Below are 18,875 nucleotides of genomic sequence, written 5' to 3' on the forward strand. Positions count from 1 at the left end.
AAGGTGTGTGCCCGGCCGATGAGGCCGTCCTACCCCTCGGGGGAGCCCGTCGGGCGCGAGTAGGACGTCCACCCGGCCTTGAGCGGTGAACAGGTGCAGGAACGGATTGGCCTCGAACAACTCGGGCGCCAGGGGCCGCCGTTGCGCGTGGATGCCTTGGGCGTCGACATAGTGGACGACACGCGCGTCCAGCGCGTGCAAGGCAGCGGCGAGGTCCTCCAGGTGTCCGTACGCCGATCCGGGACGATGTCGATGTCCATCGCGAGCCGGTCCGGCACGGCGTAGACCACCATCGCGTAGCCATCGACCAACGAACCCCGTCATCGGTGCCGACTCACGGCCGGCCCACCGCCGGGCCGCGACGACACACGCTCCCCGAACCACCACCGGCACACCGCGCCCGAGGCACACCCATCCCTCGCCGTCCCTCACCCACCTCTCGCCATCCCTCACCCACCCCTCGCCCAACCCTTGCCCAACCCACCGTCACATCCGGTGACCGTCCGACACCTCCTCCCGCATGCTGACCATCGCCCCACGCAGCGACGTCACCTACCTGTCCCGTCAGGTCGGACAAGGCGCCGAGCACTATCTCCTCAGCGGCGTCGCCCTGATCGGCGAACCTCCCGGCGAGTGGCTCGGCCGCGGCGCGCACGACCTGGGCCTGCACGGCACCATCGACCACGCCGTCCTCGAAGACCTCTACCACGACTTCGTCGACCCCCGGCGCCGCGACGAACTCGCCGCCGCCATCGCCCGCATCACCGCCCCGCCCGGCACCCCCGAGTGGACCGTCGCCGCCGAGGCCGCCCGCGACCTCGTCCGTCTCGGACCTCGCCCCCGGGACTACGTCACCGGCACCCGCGCCGCAATCACCCGAGCCCTCGCGGCCGAACCCGATGCCACACCCGCCCGACGCCGACAGATCGAGGCCCGCGTCCGCAGCCGCGCCCGTACCGCCGTCAAATACCTCGACCTCACCTGGTCCGCCCCCAAATCCTGGTCGATCCTGCACGCCGCCCTCCAGGTCGCCCATCGCGATGCCGACGCCGAACAGGTGTGGACCGCCTGGCTGACCGGCGTCCGCACCGCCCTCGACTACCTTCAGGACGCCGCCGGATTCGCCCGCGCCGGCCGCCACGGACGCACCTCCACCGGCGCCTCCTCCGGCCGCTGGGTGGGCGCACACCGCTGGACCGTCGCCGCCTTCCCCCAACACACCTCCCGCGACGAGGACCCCCAACTCCACGTCCACACCGCCGTCCTCAACCGCGCACTGGCCGACGACGGCACCTGGCGCACCCTGGACAGCCGCGGCGTCTACCGCCACAAACAGCCCGCCGGACACCTGTGCGAACGCGTCGCGGAGAACGCCCTCACCCGCGCCCTCGGCGTCGAGTTCGCCACCCGCCCCGACGGCCGGGCCCGCGAGATCGTCGGCATACCCGAAAGCCTCCGAGCGCGCTTCTCCTCGAGACGCCGCGCGATAGCCGCGGAAGTCGAGTCCTACACCGCCGAGTTCACCGCGGCACACGGCCGCGAACCCTCCGCCTACGAACACACCGTCATCGCCCAACACGTGACCCTGCTCCGCCGCGAGGACAAGAAACGGGTCCCCGTACCGCGCACCGAACTCCTGGCCCGCTGGGAACAGGCCTCCCACGCCGACCCGGCCACCCCATTGGCCGACATCCCCGCCGCCACCCTCCACCGCATCGACCCCCGCAACGCCGAACGCCCGAACGCCCAGGCGATCGTGGCCCGCGCCACGACGACCCTCGACGCCGCCAGGGACGCCTGGACCCGCCCGGACCTGATCGCGGAACTGTGCCGCCAACTCCCCGACCGCCTCGACATCGCGGACATCCGCCGCCTGGTCGAGGACCTGGCCGATCGAGCACTCCTGGGCATCGTCCGACCGGACGCCGATCTTCCTCGGCCAGACGACGAAGAGCTTGGCAACATCGCGTCGAACCCGGGCCACCCACCGGGGAAGTCCTACGCGAAGCGTGGCGGGCGCAAATCCTTCGTGGCAGGCCCCCAATCGCAATAGCGCCGGACCGCACCGTCGTTCGCAGAGTGCGCTTTTGCTTCCGCATTCCCTGAGCGCGGCAGCCGCGAACGCCTGCCGGCCCTCTCCTTCCGAGATATCGGTACCGGGCGCAAGATTGGGAAAGGCACCCATGTGTCTCCGGGACTCTTCGCCGCGCCGGACCACGAACCGAGCCACCGCACGAGGAGAGGATCAACCACCTTGCCCCCTGCCCGGGACGCCTTCGGCCCTGGCCAACTTGCTCGCCGGCTCGGAATCACCGACGGGCAACTACGCCGCGCGCAACGGCATGGCCTCATCCCACCCCCGACATCGACGAGCGCCGCTGGTCCTCAACCCTCGCCAAGACCCTTCCCGACCGGATCGAACAGATCCTGGACGCGGCGAATCTGCCGGCGGGAACCACCTCCGGGCACGTCCCGAACGACCGGGCCGAGGCCGCCAAGACACGACGCGGCAACAGCTACGGCCCCGTGCAACTGGCCCGCTTCCTGGGCCTGAAGGACTGGCAGGTCCGCCGTGCCCGCGCACACGACCTCATCCCCGATCCCGACCTCGACGGGGACCGCTGGTCCACCACGGTCGCCAACACCCTGCCTGACCGGGTCGCGACGATCGGGGCCACTGTGGGCGCCCATCCGGGCCCGGGATCCGAGAAGGCAGCCGAGCGTCTCGCGCTCCGCACCGGCCTCGACGTCGAAGTCGAACGGCTCGACGTCCAGGAACTCACCGACCGAGACATCCTCCAGGCAGTGGGCGACTACAAGGGATGGCCCCTCTACTCCGTGGAGGATCTCGACGCCCTCCCCCTCGACCGAATCTCCGTGGCGATCACCAAGCGCCTGGACTGGATCGCCGTGAACCGACAGGAATCGGCAGCCTCCCCGGCGCGGACCCGGGAGAGTCGTCCCGACAAGGACGAGCGGTCCCGTCCCCGGCCGGGGACGAAGGGGAATGGCGGATGTGATCACGCCTGCGGAGGAGTTCGAGACTCGGGGGCTTCGTTGCCTGCGAGTGTCACGCGGAAGCAGATCGCCACGACGACCGGACGATCTCACAACCTCCTCGATTCCCCACACCTAGGCATCATGTCGGCCGGTCCGACTGGTTCATCGCCGTGCGTGCTCCGTCGGAAGGCAGAAGGCGTTCGGGGTTGTGCCCCTGGGCGATTGGCTCCTTCGGCCTGCCCCCACCCCACTCCGGCGCTCCGCGCCGGACGGGATGCTTCGGCCGCGTCGGCCTCCTCCGGACGCGGCGAGGGACGGGGCGTGTGCCCCGTCCCCCGCCCACATCTCAGGCGATCAGTTGTCGGAGTGCCACGTGCAGTTGCGTGCGGCGCGCTCAGCAAATCGAGGCGTCGCAGTCGGTGCACTTGCCGTTCTCATCCGACTTCAACGGAGTCCATGTCTTCATCCCTTCGGTCGGACGCCCAAGGGCGTATCAGATGCGGTCGGCCGGTGGAAGCGAAGACCACGCATCCACCGGCCGACCGCATCTGATCCGGCGGAGCCATCCGACCAAACGAAGGGATGAAAACATGAACTCCGTTGAAGGCCCCGTATACAAGAACGGCAAGTGCACCGACTGCGACGCCTCGAAGGGCGCGCCGCACAAGCGCAACTGCACGTGGCACTCCGACAACTGATCGCCTGAGGTAGAGGGACGGGGCACACGCCCCGTCCCTCTACGCGTCCTCCCCCGGCCGACGCGGCCGAAGCATCCCGTTCCGCCACCTCACACCTAGTGCACTGTCAGTGGTCATTCGCGTGGCGAGGTGGTCGAGGCGACCTGAACAGGGCGATTGACCTACCTCCGGGCACGGTCGAGCGAAGTCGGTCCACGCGATACCGCCTTGCGAGGAGCGCCCCGTCACCGGTTCAGAGCCGCCTACGAGACGACGCCAATCCGTGTCCGGTCGGCTTGGCTTGGCTCTCCCGAACGCACCGACGCGGGATCGAGGGCAAAGCACGGATCAGGTGAACCCTGCCTGATTGCCTCAATATCCGATCACGGATCGACGACGTCCCCACGAACATGACGGTGGACAAGTGAAGTCCCCACGTAGTTGGCCCAAGACCCACGTAGGTGATGACAACCCGCGGAAACCCGACGTGAGTTCGGCAAGCGTGTCGCTCCCGCCTCGCACGCCGGGCCGCGCCCCGCCCGCGTTCCCTAGCCCAATGGCGTTCGCCCCCTTGCCCCGTTCCCCTCCGCCGCGTCGTCGTTGGTGGGCGGGCGCCGAGGCTGCCTAGCATCCCGGCATGACGGCTCGGGGGATGGATCAGGCGCGAAGTGGCGGCGCGTGGGGGGTGGTTGCGCCGTGATGACGTTGCACAAGCTTGGGCCGGGCGGGTGGGAGTACCTCGTCGATTCGGTGAGTGTGGCCGATGAGGGGCGTGGGCTCGGGCAGGACCTTGTCGCCTACTACGCCGCCACCGACAATCCGCCCGGGATGTGGACCGGTGCGCTCGCCGAGGTGTTGGGCGTTGCCGGCACGGAGGCGGATCGGGAGCAGATCAGGAACCTCTTCGGGCTCGGGCGACACCCCATGCTTGTCCGGGAGTTCGCCGGTTCCCTCGCCGCCGCAGTCGACCCGAGTGTGGATGTGGAGGCGCTCGCGCGCGCGTTGGGGCGGCATCCTTCGGTGGTGGAGCGCGTGTTGCCCGGTGCGGACGTCGCCGGCCGTGTCAACGAACGCATGGCCGTCGAGGGCGTCGACGTCACGGGCGCGGCGCGTACGACGTTGCGCAATCGCATCCGCGAGGAGGAGAAGGCCGCCGACGCCCGGCGCGTCGCGCGGCTCGCGCGCCGTCTGGGCAAGGGTGACGCGGACGAGCGGCTGCTGGCCGACGTACTCACCCGTGCGGCTCCCGCCGACCTGGTCGCCGCCGCCGACGGGCTTCAGCTCGGTCGTGCCTTTCCCGTCCATCGCGGTGTCGCCGAACGTGCCCACATGCGCTTCCAGGAGCACCAGGCCGCTCACCCCCAGGCCACCGAGGCCGAACTCGCGCAGGCCGGGGCGGAGATCCGGCGCGAGGAGGACGTTCGTGGCGAGCGGCAGGCGGTGACCGGGTTCGATCTGGTGTTCTCGCCGCCCAAGAGCATCTCCACCGCGTGGGCTCTGGCCGTGGTCACCGGTGACGACGCCACGCGGCTGGCCCTCGAGGAGGCGCACAACGAGGCGGTTCGGGCGGTGCTCGAACGGCTGGAGAGCGACGTCGCGTTCACCCGCGTGGGTGCCGGCGGCGCGGCGCAGGTGCAGGCGGGTGGTGTCGCCGCGGTGGCGTTCGTGCATCGTACGTCCCGTGCCGGAGACCCCGATCTGCATACCCACGTCATCGTGTCCACGAAGACCCGGGGCCCGGACGGGCAGTGGCGTTCGCTCGACGGGCGTGCGCTGTACGCGGCGAAGGTGGCGCTCAGCGAGCAGTACAACTCGACCGTTCTGGACGGTGTCACGCAGCGCCTGGGCTGGGCGAGCGGGATACGCGCCGATCAGGTCGAGCAGGGCAGCCGGGCGGTCCGTGAGCTCGTCGAGATACCGGCCGAGCTCAACGAGGCCTTTTCGTCGCGTCGGGCGCAGGTCAAGGCGGAATTCGCCGCCATGTACCGGTCGTTCCGCGAGGTCCACGGCCGTGAGCCACGCCGCGACGAGGAGTACGACCTGCTGCAGCAGGCGACCTTGAGCAATCGCCCCCGCAAGGAGGTGGGCAGTACGGCTGCGGATGAGGCGGGTCGCTGGCGGGAGGTCGCCGAACGGGTTCTGGGTCCGGGGTACGCGACGTTCCTGGCCGGTCTGACGCGGACGGCCGCCACGCTGAGCGCCGACCGGATCGACGCGAAGCAGTACGCCGCCTGGGCCGCGGCGACCGTGGCCGGCGTGCAGCGTCACCGGGCCACGTGGACGGTGCGCAACCTGGAGGCCGAGGCGCAACGGGTCACCCGCGACACGGCGTTCGCCTCGCCCGCCGATCGCGCGGCGGCCGTGTCGCGGATCGTGGGTGTGGCCACCGCCGACGGCCACGTCGTCGACCGTGCCGCCGGCACCCGCATCGTGCGGATCACCCCGGACTCGCTCATCGCCGAACCCGCCGCCCTGCGCCGCGCGGACGGGGTCGGCGTCTTCCAGGCGCACGCCTCGACCCGCTACACCAGTACCGCGATCCTCGACGCCGAGCGCCGACTCCTCGCCCACGCCCGCGCGCACGGGGCGCCCACGCTCTCGCGCGCCGCGGTCGACGCGGCCCTGGTCGAGTCCGAGCGCGAACACGGCCATGGGCTGGCCCCCGACCAGCAGGCGGCGGTTCGCCATCTCGCGCACAGCGGGACCTGGTTGACGTCGCTGATCGGCCCGGCCGGTACCGGCAAGACCACCACCCTGCGCGTCCTGGTCCGTGCCGCCGAGCTGGACGGCTGGACCGTGGTCGGACTCGCCCCCTCCGCCCGCGCGGCCCGCGTACTCGCCGACACCGCGGGGATCGCGACCACCGAGAACACCCACCAGTGGGCCGCGCGACTGCGCGAGGGAAGCGTCACGCCGAGCCCGCGCACCCTCGTCCTGATCGACGAGGCCGGCATGGCCGGCACCCTCGCGCTGGACGCCATCACCCGCGCGCATGTCGCCGCCGGCGGCATCGTGCGCCTGGTCGGCGACCCGCAACAACTCGCGGCGGTCGAGTCCGGCGGCGTCCTGCGCCACCTCCAGCGGCACGCCGCCGGCGCCGAACTCACCAGCGTCTGGCGCTTTCGCGAACCGGACGGAACCCCGCGCACGTGGGAGGTGGACGCCTCGTTGCGGCTGCGCGACGGTGATGTCACCGTCGTCGAGGAGTACCTGCGCCACGACCGCGTCCACGATGGTTCGCTGCAGTCGATGACCGACCGGGTGTACCGGGACTGGCACGCCGACACCGCCGCCGGCCGCGTCTCCTTGATGATCGCGTCCACGAACGCCCTCGCCGGCGAACTCTCCGCCCGGGCCCGCGCGGACCGCGCCCTCGCCGGCGAGGTCGAGAGCGGCGGGGTGCTGCTGGCCAACGGCAGTCGCGCCGGTGTCGGGGACCGGGTGGTCACCCGCCGCAACGAACGCACCATGGCGCTGTTCGCTGGCCGCGACTGGGTCAAGAACGGCGACGTCTGGGAGGTGACCGGTCGCGGCCGCGACGGATCGCTGACCGTACGCCACACCGAGCACGGCGGGACGATCACCTTGCCGCCCGCGTACGTGGGCAGCAGCGTCGAACTCGCCTACGCCACCACCACCCACCGCGCGCAGGGCATGACCGTCGACATCGCCCGCGCGCTGGTCAGCGCGGATCTCGGCCGCGAGAACCTGTACGTGATGGCGACCCGCGGATCCGCCGCCAACCACCTGTACGTCGTGCTGGACGAAGGCCTCGACCTCGACGGGCACGTGCCGGCCGGACCGCGCCGCACCGTCCGCCAGGCCCTGACCGCCGTGATCGCGCGCGGCACCACCGAGAACGCCGCGCACGACGACATCGCCGCCGCCCTGACCGCCCGTTCCTCGCTCGCCACGCTGACCCCGCGCTACCGGTACGCGCACGGTCTCGTCTCCCACCGGCTCGACGACGAGGACCAGGAGCGGGCGGTGGGCGTCGTCCGCGAGGTGCTGCCCGCCGTACTCGTCGGGCAGATCCTCGACGACGAGGCCTGGCCCGCCCTCGCCCACTACGTGACACTCGCCGGAACCCGAGACCGCGACGCCCACGAGATGTTGAACCGCGCCCTCACCGACGACCGCGTCGTGACGCCGAGCGAGGTGGTCGAGGAGTTCGGCAAGGTCGACAGTCCGGCCCAGTTGCTCGCGTGGCGGATGGAGCAGCGGCTGTTCGGCGAGGAGAAGTCGCCGCGGTCGGGTGCGATGCCGTGGCTGCCCATCCCGCCGCGGGCGGAGTCGGCGCGTGATCAGGACGCGGTCGAGGTCATCGCGTACGCGCGGGCGACGTTCGAGCGGATCGAGGCGCGAGCGGCCCACTTGGCGGTGGCCGCCGTCGGCGCCGTCGCCGGTCCGACTGTCGACGGCACGATCGGCATCCGCACGACCGGCATCGGCAACGGCATGGACGTCTTCGGTACGGGTGACGACCGGGCCTGGGTCGCGGCGCTCGGTGCGCTCCCCGGTGAAGGCGCGGACCGCGAGGGCTGGCTGCGTACGGCCGCCGCCGTCGCCGCCTATCGGGAGACGTTCGACGTACGCGGGCCGCTGCCGCTCGACGAGGCCGCGGAAGGCGAATCCGTCCTCAAGACGCTGGCCCGCGACAAGGTCGCCGACCTCCTCGCGGCGCACCACGGCCAGGATGATGCCGCCGGCCGGCCTGCCGTCACCGCGGCCCCCGGTCCGGAGCGGGACCTCGCCGCTCTGGACAACACCGCTCTGGCCCGCGCCATCGACCGGGCCAGGAAACTGCACGTCACCCGGAGCAAGCGAGCCACCAAACTGCGCGCCCGGGCCGACACCATCCTCGCCGACGCCGACGCCGGACACGGCCCCGCCGTCCGCGGCCTGCACGCCAACACCGCGGAACTGGCCGAACGCGTCGACGCCATCGAAAGTGTCACCCTCCTGGAGAACGCGCTGCGCAACGCACAGAACCGCCTCGGCACGGCGGTCGTCGCCGCCGGGAGGGCCCATGCGCGCGACGGCGTCGAACAACGAGGCGTGTCGGCGGCCCGGGCCCGCATCGCAAACCTGGGCGCGACACTCACCCGGGCCCGCCACGCGGCGGGATCCGAACACGAGTGGGACGCCGTACGGGCCCAGCACACCTACCTGACCCGGACCCGCGAACTCCACCACGAGGCGGCCGTCGCCGTCGACCGCGCCGCGGGGCTGGCTGTACGCGCCGAAGCGGAGCAGCAGGGCGCACGGGCGGAGCAGGCGCGGGCCGAACTGGACGCGCTGCAGCGGGAACTGCGGGTGCGGGTCGGGCGCGTCGGCGGGCCCGGCGGCGGGCGGCTCGGCGATGTCGCTCGGGCGCTCGATGGCGCTGCCGCCGGGGCCTCGGGGACGCGTTCGCGCTCCGCCGGGGCCGGCGGGGCGGCCGGGACCATCGGGACCGACCGGGCTTTGGGGTGGCAGACGGTGATTCCCGAGAGCGGGCCCGAGCTCAACGGGTGACGACAGCTTTGCCGCCGCGGAGCGCGAGGTGGGGCGGGGCGGGGCGGGGCGGGGTGGGCTGGTGGTCCTTGCACGGTCGGCTGCGGGACCGACACGACCGCACGGGACGTCGGCGCGCTGCGTGGGCCGGGGGCGTATGGGTGGGCCGGGGGCGCATGGGTGGGCCGCGCGGCGCCGTCGGACCGGGAGGCGTCCCCTCCGGGGCGGTCACGCTCGACGGACGCGGCGCACCTTCCCGGGCGACGATCGACGTGCGATCACCCGGCGAGAGGAATGCGCCATCGGCACGACCCACCCGCCGGTCGGCGAGGCCCGAACCCCGCCTACTCGCGGTCCTTTCGGTGACCCCTCGTGCGATTTCTCCGCTTCTGCGGCTTCCACCAGGTCTTCCGGGGCCTCCGGGCCTTCCGGGGCCTCCGGGGCCTCCGGGCTTCCCGGATTCTCCGGGCCTTCCGGGTCCTCCGTACGTGTGCCCGTCGGCCCGTCGCCCGGACACGAACGCGTCGACCTGGCGTGGGAGGCATGGACCGACCACCCACACAGCCAACCCCCCGACGCCGGCGCAGCGGCCCACGCGTTGAACCGAAGCTGGCACACACTGCGCGCGACACTGCGCCGGGGCGCCGACCCCGAACACCTGGCCCAGCGTTACACCGACCTCGAAGCGGCCGCTCGCACGATGCTGCCCCTCGCCCACCCGGACACCCTGCGCGCCCTGACCGCGGTCCGCGACCGCGCCGGCGAACGGGCGGCGGAACTAAGGCGGTTGGCCGCCCCCGACGCCGCGACCAGGCGCGTCGCGCACGCGCGGACGGGGCGCGAGCGGCCCCTTGCCCAGGCAGGTGCGGAGGTACGGGCAAGCCTTGCCCATCTGAACGCGGCCTACCACGCCTGGCGGGCCGGCGACGACTTCGTCCCGACGAACGGGGAGGTCGCCGTCACCGCACTCGACGAGGCGTGGGCAGCCGCGCGGGAACGCGTCACGATCGAACTCGAAGCCGGGGGCGACGGCCCCGAAGGCGTGGACGGTGCCACGATCGCCGACCGGACCGAGGAACCGGGCGAGACTTGCCTGACCCTCGCCCACCACGCCCGAACCCTCACCGCCCTCCCCCAGAGTCCGGCAACGCGCGCCCACCTGCACGAGATACGCGTCCACGCAGAACGCACGGCGCGCGCCCAACGCGCCCTGGCCCACCCGACGAACCCGCCCCCCGTACAGCCCGACGCCCCGTCGCCGACCCGCCCTGCCCGCCCTGCCCGCCCGCAACTCACCGCACACACACTCGGCCCGGCACTCTCCCGGACCGTCCTCGACCACATCCCCGCACCAAACCTCGCGTCCGACCCGAACACCGAACGGCTTCGCAACACCTACCGTGCCGACCTCCCCCTCATGCGAGCCGTATGGCACCGCACCTGGTGGACCCGAGCCACTCCCACCGAAGTCGCACACACCTGGGCGGCGACATCCCGATGGGCAGCCCGCGGCAGCACCTATGCGGCAGCCACACTCCGCCACCTCCGCGGTCGCATCCGCCAGCACACAGGCCTCGAACCCCCGCCCCCCACTCACCCACCGGGCCCGGACCTGAGCGCCACCCTCACGATCGGCCTGATCCACCCACCTCACGGCGACACCGTGTGGTGGCAATGCACCGCCCACGACCCGACCGCAGCCACCCGACTCCTCACCGAAACCCGCGAACCCGCCACCGCCTGGGAGCGTCCCGAGGACGTGGCCGCCCGCGTACACGCCGACCTCGAACACGTACACCGACTCCGCGCCGACGTCCTGCGCCGAGTACGCATCACCACAACCCGCGAAGACGACGCCACCAACCGGCACTTGCCCAACCAGAGCCGGATCCGGGGCACCGACATCGCCCGCATCCGCCAGAAGGCCACACTGCGACACGACCAGGAACAACACACCACCCGCCTCGCCACCCTCCTCCGCCGCGACCTCGACACCACATGGCGATCCACCGCCACACACACCGAGATCAACGCCATCCGACGCGAGGTAAACACCTGGCCATCGGGCCCCACCCGCACCGACACGCTCGCCTTCCTCCAGCGCCAGACCTGGGAGCGGTTCGGTGCCAACTCCACCTCGACCCGACACCCAAAGATCCAACCGCCATGGTGAAGCAAGGTTCGTATGCTTCTACCTGTGACCGCAGCGGAACCCCTGCCAACCGCTTTCGAAGGGCATCCCCGCCAACACCACCCCCAAGGCCCGAATCACCTCAAACCGACGCAACGAACCATGCGATCTCGCCCGTCCCGTGAAGGACCATCGGCCTGCAAGGTGAATTCAGGCACAAACCTCGCCGCAATAACCCGATTCACATCACGAATCGGCAAAGCCCTCAAGAACCGCAGGTCACCAAGCGAACTCCCCACGCGAGTGGGGGTGAACCGTCCACGCCGAAGCGCTGGAGGCAGATGCACGGGAACTCCCCACGCGAGTGGGGGTGAACCGCCGGCCCCGCCCCCTTCACTGCGCGGGGCCGGCTTCGTCGTGCCCGGGGTCAGCCGATGCCGGCCGCCGTCCACAGTGCGCCCTGTTATCCACGAGCCCGTGGGCGGTCACACGATGCGGACGACCGTGATGAACATCAACCCGGCCGACACCTGGTACACGACAATGAACTCTCCGGCCGAGGCCTGCCTGTGGTCGCGGTCCCGCATCGCTGCGGTGCCGGGGCCGTAGGGTTCACGGGCGATCGACGCCACCCCCGCGTCGAGGGACCGCCGTTGGGTGGAGCCGAGCTGGGAGCGGACCTTGTCGCAGTCGGGGCTCCACTGCACGGAGTAGCTCATCGCGTCCCCTCCTCGTCCCGGGCGCGCTCGGCCAGAATCTGCCGCTCCTCCTCGCGGAGAGCTTCGACGGCGGCGATGTCCTCGTCCCAGGCCGGGGTGGGGCGGAGGGCCCAGCGGTTGAGGATGAGCAGGAGATCGCGGGCATGGGCGTCGCCGACTTCTTCGTCGAACTTCTCGCGCCACTCCTCGGGGAGGGCTGCTCGGATGCCGTTGATGGATGCGGGCAGCTCGACCATCTCGCCGCCGATGTGGGTTGTGAACGTGGCCGCCATGGTGCCTCCCGGGTGGTGATGAGAGGCCGGCGTGGCATCGCGCCGACCGGGATCGGTAGCCGGCGCACTCGCGTGGGTTACTCGCCGGTGGTGCGCCCCTCAAGGGCGTCAAGCACGCGGGCCCACGGGTAGGTCGGGATGCGGCTGCCGCCCGTGCCCGGCGCGTGCGGCCGGAATCCCTCGCCGCCGTACAGCACTTGGACCCCGCAGCAGCGGAGGGTCGCGACCGCCCGGTCGACGGCGCGATGGGCCGCCTGGGCGGCGTTCCAGAACGGCAGCGCAGCGATGGGCAGGCCGAGGCCGATCGCCTCGGTGAGGACCCCCAGGGCGTAAGTGTCCGCGTGTCCGTCCGCCCACTTCGTGATGGTGTTCATGGTCATCGGCGCCACGGCGACGGCGTGCGCTTTCGGCCACCGGCCGCCGGCGAGTTCGCGCGCAGCGCCCGTTCTTGGGCCGAGTCGATCATCGCGATGACCAGGCCGCCGCGCCGCGCCGCAGGTGCACGTCGATCCAGCGCAGGTCGCCGACTACCTCGTCGTCGAGGCCAGGTGAGCCGAACTCGACTGCCAGCGACCGGGCTTCGCGCAGATCGGCCAGCGCGCCGTCGAGGCGCAGGTGACGCTCGGGCAGGGCGGCGCCCGGGTCGGCACCGAGGACGTCGGCCAGGGTTTCCCGGACCCGTTCGTACAGCGCGAGGGCCTCGGCCTGGCGCCCCTGGGCGGCGAGCGCGTCCATGAGCAGCGCGGCCGCCCGCTCGTGGACCCGGTGCTCGGCGAGCAGGGTGCTCAGGCGGGCAGCGGCCGCGTCGGCACGGCCCAGGGACAGCTCGGCGTCGGCGAGGTCGACGACGGCCTCGATCGAGACGTGGGCCAGTCGGGCCGCGGCGGCGGGCGCCACCGCGGCGACGACCGTGGGTTCGGTGCCGGGAGGATCCCCCACAGCGCTACGGCTGCGCCGAGCACGGCCGCTGCGGCATCGGGGTCGCCGGCGCGCAGGCGGTCACGGCCGGCGGCGGCGAGCCGCTCGAACCGGAGCGCGTCCACGTCGGCCGCGTCCGCGTCCAGCCGGTAGCCGCCCGCGAGTTGCGTGACGGCTGCGGCCGAGCCGAGGGCCCGGCGCAGCCGCGAGGCGAGGGCCTGGAGCGCGTGGCAAGTGAGCGCCGGAGCTCACCGGGCGGCCTCGATCCCGAAGGAGCCGCCACCATGCACAGGCCTGTCACGATCGTCGGCGCGGGACTCGGCGGACTCGTCCTGGCCGGCGTCCTGCACGTCCACGGCATCCCGGCCACGGTCTACGAGGCCGATCCCTCCCCGACCGCGCGCGCCCAGGGCGGGATGCTCGACATCCACGACTACAACGGGCAACTCGCCCTCGAAGCGGCCGACCTGATGGACGAGTTCCACGCCATCGTCCTGGCGCGCCGCCAGTCGATGCGGGTCCTCGACAAGGACGGAACCGTCCTGCTCGACAAAGCCGACGACGGCACGGGTAGACGCCCTGCGGTACAGCGTGGCGAGCTGCGACGGATCCTGCTCGACTCGCTCCCGGCCGGCACCGTGCGGTGGGAGCACAAGGTCGCCGGCACGCGTGCCCTGGGCGAGGGGCGTCACGAGGTGACGTTCGCCGAGGGCGGCACCGTCGTCGCCGGCCTGCTGGTCGGCGCGGACGGCGTGTGGTCACGGGTTCGGCCGCTGCTCTCCACCGCCACACCCGAGTACGCCGGTACGTCGTTCGTCGAGACCTACCTGTTCGACGCCGACACCCGGCACCCGGCCGCCGCGAAAGCGGTCGGCGGCGGGTCGATGATCGCGCCCTCGCCGGGCAAGGAGATCCTCGCCCACCGGGAAACCGGCGACACCCTGCACACCTACGTGGTGCTGACCAAGCCGCGGGACCGGTTCGCCGCCATCGACTTCACCGATGCCGGCGCGGCTGCCGCGCGGATCGCGCAGGAGTTCGACGGCTGGGCAGCGGACTCACCGCGCTGATCACCGACGGCGACACCGCTCCGGTCCTGCGCCCCCACTACGCGCTGCCGACCGGTCACCGCTGGGACCGGGTACCGGGGGTGACCCTGCTCGGCGACGCCGCCCACCTCGCGGCCCCCAACGGCGAAGGCGCCAACCTGGCCATGCTCGACGGCGCCGAACTCGGCAGGGCCATCGCCGCGCACCCCGACGACGTCGAGGCCGCGCTCGCCGAGTACGAACGGGCCATGTTCCTCCGTCCCACCGAGGACGTCGTGTTCGAGGGTGCCGAGGTCCAGGGAATCGACTCCGACGACGATACGGCCCAAGCCCTGATCGCCCTGATCGCCATGACCACCCGAGGCGAGCAGACCTCATGAAGCACGCGTCGACGTGCGGTGCCGCCGGCCCCCGTCCTCGCCCCCGTCCTCGCCCCCGCCCCCGCCCCCGATCGGCAGCACCCGCCCCCACCCCCCGATCGGCTTCGCGGGAACCCGACGGCGACACCGGCGCACCATGACCCGGGCGCGCGGATCCAGCGGATCCACCGCGCCGTCGGCAGCAGGCCGGGCCCGGACCTCCCCTCCCCAACCGAATTCCGGCAGCGCACACCATGCCCGGGCCGACCCCGAAGGCGCCGGCTCAGGTCGGGGCGGGCAGGTGGATCGAGGCGAGTTCGGCCGGGTCGACGACGATGTGGATGCCGGTGATCCGGCCTTCGGCGACCGTGAAGGCGATGAGGGAGAGCGGGGTTCCGTCGGGGCGCCAGGACATCTGGCCGGGGACGCCGTCGACCAGGACGGGTCGGTGGTGGGCGACCTCGCCGGAGACCATGCGGGCGCCGGCGGCGACCCTGGTGGCGCCGAGGGTGACGACCACGCCGTCGGGGGTGTCGACGGTGAGCTTCACGTTCGGGTCCAGGACACGCAGGAGCGCTTCGAAGTCGCCGGCAAGGGTGGCCGCCCGGAATGCCCGGACGACCTCTCGGTGCTCGCTGCCGGGGCTCGCCGGCCGGTCCGTGGCCCGGACCTTGCGGCGGGCGCGGCTGGCGACCATCTTGGTGGCGTCGGCGGATCTGCCCAGGATCCGGCCGATGTCGTGGAACGGGACGGCGAACATGTCGTGCAGGACGAACGCCAGGCGCTCGCTCGGGGTGAGCGTGTCGAGTACGACGAGCAGGGCGAGGCCGACCGAATCGGCCGACGCCACCTGCTCGTCCGGCGCGGGGTCGTCGTCGGGCGTCACCACGAGCTTCGCGAACTCCTGCCCGTAGGCGGTCTCGGGATGGGCTCGGCGGGATCTCAGGAGGTCCAGGCTGATCCGGCCGACCACGGTGGTCAGCCAACCCGCCGGGTTGACGATCGTCGTCTCGTCCTGGCGGACCAGGCGCAGCCAGGCTTCCTGCACCACGTCCTCGGCGTCGGCGTGCGAGCCCAACACCCTGTACGCGACGGCCCGCAGCCGATCGCGCTGGGCTTCGAACGCCTCGGCCGCGAGGCCGGGCGGGTGGCCGGTCACGGCTTCCGCGGCTGACGGAGCGAGACCCGGTTGCCGTCCGGGTCCACCGCCTCGACGCGGATCCCGAACGCGTATTCCTGGGGTTGGGGTTCCTCGAAGACGACGCCGCGCTCGCGCATGATCTCGAAGTCCTTGCGCAGATCGTCGGATTCGAGGATCAGCGGACCGGGCGCGGCAGGCCCGTCCACGTCGCCGGGTTGTCCCGCGGCCACCGCGTGCGACCACAGGATGATCTGCACCGGGCTGTCGGGAACACCGACGGTGAGGAAACGTCCGTCGGGCCCGGGGAAGTCGAGCCGCTTCTCCAGGCCGAGGCCCTCGGTGTAGAACTCCAGCGCGCGGTCCTGATCGGTGACGTAGATCGTCGCGTACATGATGTTGGTCAGCACCCTGTTCCCCATTCACTCGTGCGTGCGGCGACCGTTCGTATTCGGTCGTCGCACCCATGACGAGTGCCGGCGGGAGAAGGTAACAGGACCGGCCCGCCGGAGCGGCTGCCGGGCGCATGCGGTGTGGCTCGCCCGCACGCGTCCGGGCCCGGCCCATGGTTCGGCTGATCGAGGGCGAAGACACCCCTGATTCCGCCGAATCCCCAACGCCGGCCGCCGAGTTGGAGCCGAACACCGGGTGCGCGAGGATTTCGGTTACGGGCCCGAAGGCGGCGTTCCCTCGGTATCGCTGTTCCCCGCGCTCGTCAGAATCGCGCTCGCGACGACCTCGAAGAGGCGATCGGCGCGTGGCGCGAGCGAGGGTTGATCGCCGAGCCACGCGAGCGCCGCTACCAGCGCGAACAAATCCGCGCCGTCGATGTCGCTCCGCGCCGTGCCCGCGGCCTGGGCGCGGGTGAGCAGCCGCGCGCCGGCCGCGCGCAGGGTGACGCACGAAGCGTGGAGTGCGGACTCGGTGTCCCCGATGGCAGCCGCCATCAGCACGGTCACGCCCCGGTACTCGGTCGTCCACGCGACACAGTCGCGCAGCCACGCGACGAGAGCGTCTTCGGGTGGGCTCGACGTTTCGAGTTCGGCTGCCTGTGCCGCCATCTCGTCGAAGCTGGTGCGGAGCAGGGCCTCGAGCAGCGCCTCGCGCGTCGGGAAGTGGCGCAGCAGTGTCGCCAGCCCGACATCGGCCCTGCGCGCGATGTCGCGCAGGGACACGTCCACGCCCTGTTCGGTGATGGCGGTGCCCGCTACTGCGAGCAGGTGGTCGCGGTTCTTCCTGGCGTCGGCCCGCATCTGCCCCCCTTGACTATCCGGATCAGTGGTCCATATATTCGGATCAGTGGTCCACTTATATGGATCGCTGATCCGGATAACCCTATACCGCAGCACGGGCAGGAGAAGGAGAAGACGATGCCGACGCACACGATGAGGGCGATCCGGATCCATGAGCACGGTGGCCCCGAGGTTCTGCGCTACGACGAGGTGCCGATTCCCGTTCCGGGGCCGGGCGAGGTGCTCGTTCGCGTGCACGCGGTCGGCATCAACCCTCCCGACTGGTACCTGCGCGACGGGATGTCCAACCTGCCTCCGGAAACGAGGCCGAAGTTCGACTTGCCCGTGATCCCGGGGACGGACTTGTCGGGCGTCGTCGAGACCGTCGCCGCCGATGTGGACGGCTTCTCCGTCGGCGACGAAGTCTTCGGTCTCCTTCGCTTCCCCAGCTTCGACGGCGCCACATATGCCGAGTACGTGGCCGCGCCCGCGTCGGACCTCGCACTCAAGCCGGCCGGCGTCGATCACGTGCACGCGGCCGGGGCGCCCATGGCCGGGCTCACCGCGTGGCAGTTCCTGATCGAGCTCGGACACGATCACCCGTCGCCCTTCCAGGCGGCGAAGCATCGTCCGGTGCCACTCGACGCCGACGTGACGGTGCTCGTCAACGGCGCCGCGGGCGGCGTGGGGCACCTCGCGCTGCAACTGGCGAAATGGAAGGGGGCACGGGTCATCGCCGTGGCGTCGGGCACGCACGAGTCGTTCCTGAGCGAGCTCGGTGCCGACGAGTTCATCGACTACACCAAGAGTCGTCCCGAGGAACTCGTGCACGACGTCGACCTCGTTCTCGACACCGTCGGCGGCCCCGACAGCAAGCGATTCCTGCGCACGCTCAAGCGCGGCGGCTCCCAATTCCCGGTCTTCTTCGGCGAATTCGACGAAGAGGAGACCGCGAAACTGGGCGTCACGGTTACGGGCACCCAGGTCCGCTCGAACGGCGCGCAACTCGCCGAACTGGGACGCCTGCTCGACGCGGGCACGGTCCGCGTCGCGATCGACAGCACATTCGCGCTCGCGGATGCCCGAGCAGCACACGAACGCGCCGCCCGAGGGCACGTTCAGGGCAAGATCGTACTCACGGTCGCTGGGGATTGAGCCGCCTCACCCACCGCCGTGGCATCGCGGACCTTGCCCGTTCCCGCCGAGGCGGACACGACCTTCAGAGCCGGAACCCGACAGTGCCGGCGGGATCGACCGGGAGGAGAGTCAGCCGATCCGGGGGTCGTGAACGCGGCCGTGCTCCTGTCCGAGGCACTTGCGTATCGCGAGGGCCACCCGGTCCATCTCCGCGGTCGACACCCGCTCGGCCTCGGTCGGGTGCAACAGGGCGAACACCTTGGGGCCACGCAACTCGGGTGCCAGGTCCGCCATCCGAGGAACCACGTGGAAGTGCACGTGCTCGAATCCCGGCTTCTCGGCGAACTGCGCCACGTAGGTCTTGGCGCAGCCGGTCGTCTCGTGCAGTGCCCGCGCCAGGCGGACCTGCCACAGACCCAAACCGGCGGCTTCGTCATCGGTCAGGTTCGCGATCGAGGTCACATGCCGCCGGGGAACCAGGACCAGCCAACCCGGCAGACTCGTGCCGACCGAGTGCGCCACCCTCCACAGCACGTCGGAGGCGATCCGCTCGCGAGGCGGGAGGGTGTCGTACGAGGCGTCCTGCCGGCAGGAGTAGCAGTCCTCGGAGGGTGTCGTCATGTCCGCGAGCGTAGGGTCCGCGCGAAACTCATTCGTCACGTCTCCCCGCCCCATGACCATGCCAACAAGCCGACGAACCGACCAGCCGACGCTGAACCAGCCACATGATCCGCCGGGCAGGACCCA

13 protein-coding genes and 2 pseudogenes are annotated in these 18,875 nt (G+C 71.6%); 6 read left to right on the forward strand and 9 right to left on the reverse strand.

Going from position 1 to position 18,875, the window contains the following annotated elements; translation table 11 throughout:
- Positions 1-93: 93 nt before the first annotated feature.
- From ACWCPW_RS27220 to ACWCPW_RS27235, 4 genes are all read left to right on the forward strand, one after another.
- Positions 94-285, forward strand: a complete 192-nt coding sequence (locus ACWCPW_RS27220; protein WP_449764222.1) for a hypothetical protein — start codon at positions 94-96, stop codon at positions 283-285.
- Positions 286-520: 235 nt separating this feature from the next.
- Complete coding sequence (gene mobF / locus ACWCPW_RS27225) at positions 521-2,053, forward strand: MobF family relaxase (RefSeq protein WP_449764223.1); 1,533 nt, start codon at positions 521-523, stop codon at positions 2,051-2,053.
- A 2,323-nt stretch (positions 2,054-4,376) separates the two neighbouring features.
- Positions 4,377-9,194, forward strand: a complete 4,818-nt coding sequence (gene mobF, locus ACWCPW_RS27230; protein WP_449764224.1) for a MobF family relaxase — start codon at positions 4,377-4,379, stop codon at positions 9,192-9,194.
- A 469-nt stretch (positions 9,195-9,663) separates the two neighbouring features.
- Positions 9,664-11,346: a hypothetical protein gene (locus ACWCPW_RS27235; protein WP_449764225.1), complete on the forward strand. Its 1,683-nt coding sequence runs from the start codon at positions 9,664-9,666 to the stop codon at positions 11,344-11,346.
- Between the two features lie 443 nt (positions 11,347-11,789).
- On the opposite strand, the gene ACWCPW_RS27240 is transcribed toward ACWCPW_RS27235, so the two are convergent.
- From ACWCPW_RS27240 to ACWCPW_RS27260, 5 genes and pseudogenes are all read right to left on the reverse strand, one after another.
- Positions 11,790-12,023, reverse strand: coding sequence for a type II toxin-antitoxin system RelE family toxin (locus ACWCPW_RS27240; protein WP_449764226.1), 234 nt, complete (start codon positions 12,021-12,023; stop codon positions 11,790-11,792).
- Positions 12,020-12,295 carry a hypothetical protein gene (locus ACWCPW_RS27245; RefSeq protein ID WP_449764227.1) on the reverse strand — a complete coding sequence of 92 codons (276 nt, stop codon included), beginning with the start codon at positions 12,293-12,295 and terminating at the stop codon, positions 12,020-12,022. Before ACWCPW_RS27245 ends, ACWCPW_RS27240 begins: the two co-directional genes overlap by 4 nt.
- A 77-nt stretch (positions 12,296-12,372) precedes the next feature.
- The gene (locus ACWCPW_RS27250) at positions 12,373-12,669 is read right to left on the reverse strand and encodes a hypothetical protein (protein ID WP_449764228.1); all 297 of its coding nucleotides are present in this window, start codon (positions 12,667-12,669) and stop codon (positions 12,373-12,375) included.
- 88 nt (positions 12,670-12,757) lie between these two features.
- Positions 12,758-13,234 (reverse strand): AfsR/SARP family transcriptional regulator, encoded by a 477-nt coding sequence (locus ACWCPW_RS27255; RefSeq protein ID WP_449764229.1) that lies wholly within the window; start codon positions 13,232-13,234, stop codon positions 12,758-12,760.
- A 44-nt stretch (positions 13,235-13,278) separates the two neighbouring features.
- Positions 13,279-13,338: pseudogene (locus ACWCPW_RS27260) on the reverse strand (hypothetical protein); the annotation flags it as partial.
- Positions 13,339-13,497: 159 nt separating this feature from the next.
- Here ACWCPW_RS27260 and ACWCPW_RS27265 point away from each other — a divergent pair.
- Positions 13,498-14,642, forward strand: a pseudogene (locus ACWCPW_RS27265) (FAD-dependent oxidoreductase).
- A gap of 262 nt (positions 14,643-14,904) precedes the next feature.
- Here the strand turns inward: ACWCPW_RS27265 and ACWCPW_RS27270 are convergent.
- From ACWCPW_RS27270 to ACWCPW_RS27280, 3 genes are all read right to left on the reverse strand, one after another.
- Positions 14,905-15,780, reverse strand: a complete 876-nt coding sequence (locus tag ACWCPW_RS27270) for a sigma-70 family RNA polymerase sigma factor (RefSeq protein ID WP_449764230.1) — start codon at positions 15,778-15,780, stop codon at positions 14,905-14,907.
- Positions 15,777-16,181, reverse strand: a complete 405-nt coding sequence (locus ACWCPW_RS27275; RefSeq protein ID WP_449764231.1) for a VOC family protein — start codon at positions 16,179-16,181, stop codon at positions 15,777-15,779. The genes ACWCPW_RS27270 and ACWCPW_RS27275 overlap by 4 nt, the downstream gene beginning before the upstream one ends.
- A gap of 243 nt (positions 16,182-16,424) precedes the next feature.
- Complete coding sequence (locus ACWCPW_RS27280) at positions 16,425-17,012, reverse strand: TetR/AcrR family transcriptional regulator (RefSeq protein WP_449764232.1); 588 nt, start codon at positions 17,010-17,012, stop codon at positions 16,425-16,427.
- Between the two features lie 117 nt (positions 17,013-17,129).
- Here ACWCPW_RS27280 and ACWCPW_RS27285 point away from each other — a divergent pair, with 117 nt between their 5' ends.
- Positions 17,130-18,146, forward strand: a complete 1,017-nt coding sequence (locus tag ACWCPW_RS27285; RefSeq protein ID WP_449764291.1) for an NADP-dependent oxidoreductase — start codon at positions 17,130-17,132, stop codon at positions 18,144-18,146.
- Positions 18,147-18,257: 111 nt separating this feature from the next.
- Here the strand turns inward: ACWCPW_RS27285 and ACWCPW_RS27290 are convergent, their stop codons facing one another.
- On the reverse strand, positions 18,258-18,749 hold the full coding sequence (locus ACWCPW_RS27290) for an HIT family protein (protein ID WP_449764233.1): 492 nt from the start codon (positions 18,747-18,749) through the stop codon (positions 18,258-18,260).
- Between the last annotated feature and the right edge of the window lie 126 nt (positions 18,750-18,875).

The sequence above is a fragment of the Embleya sp. NPDC001921 genome, assembly GCF_053594475.1.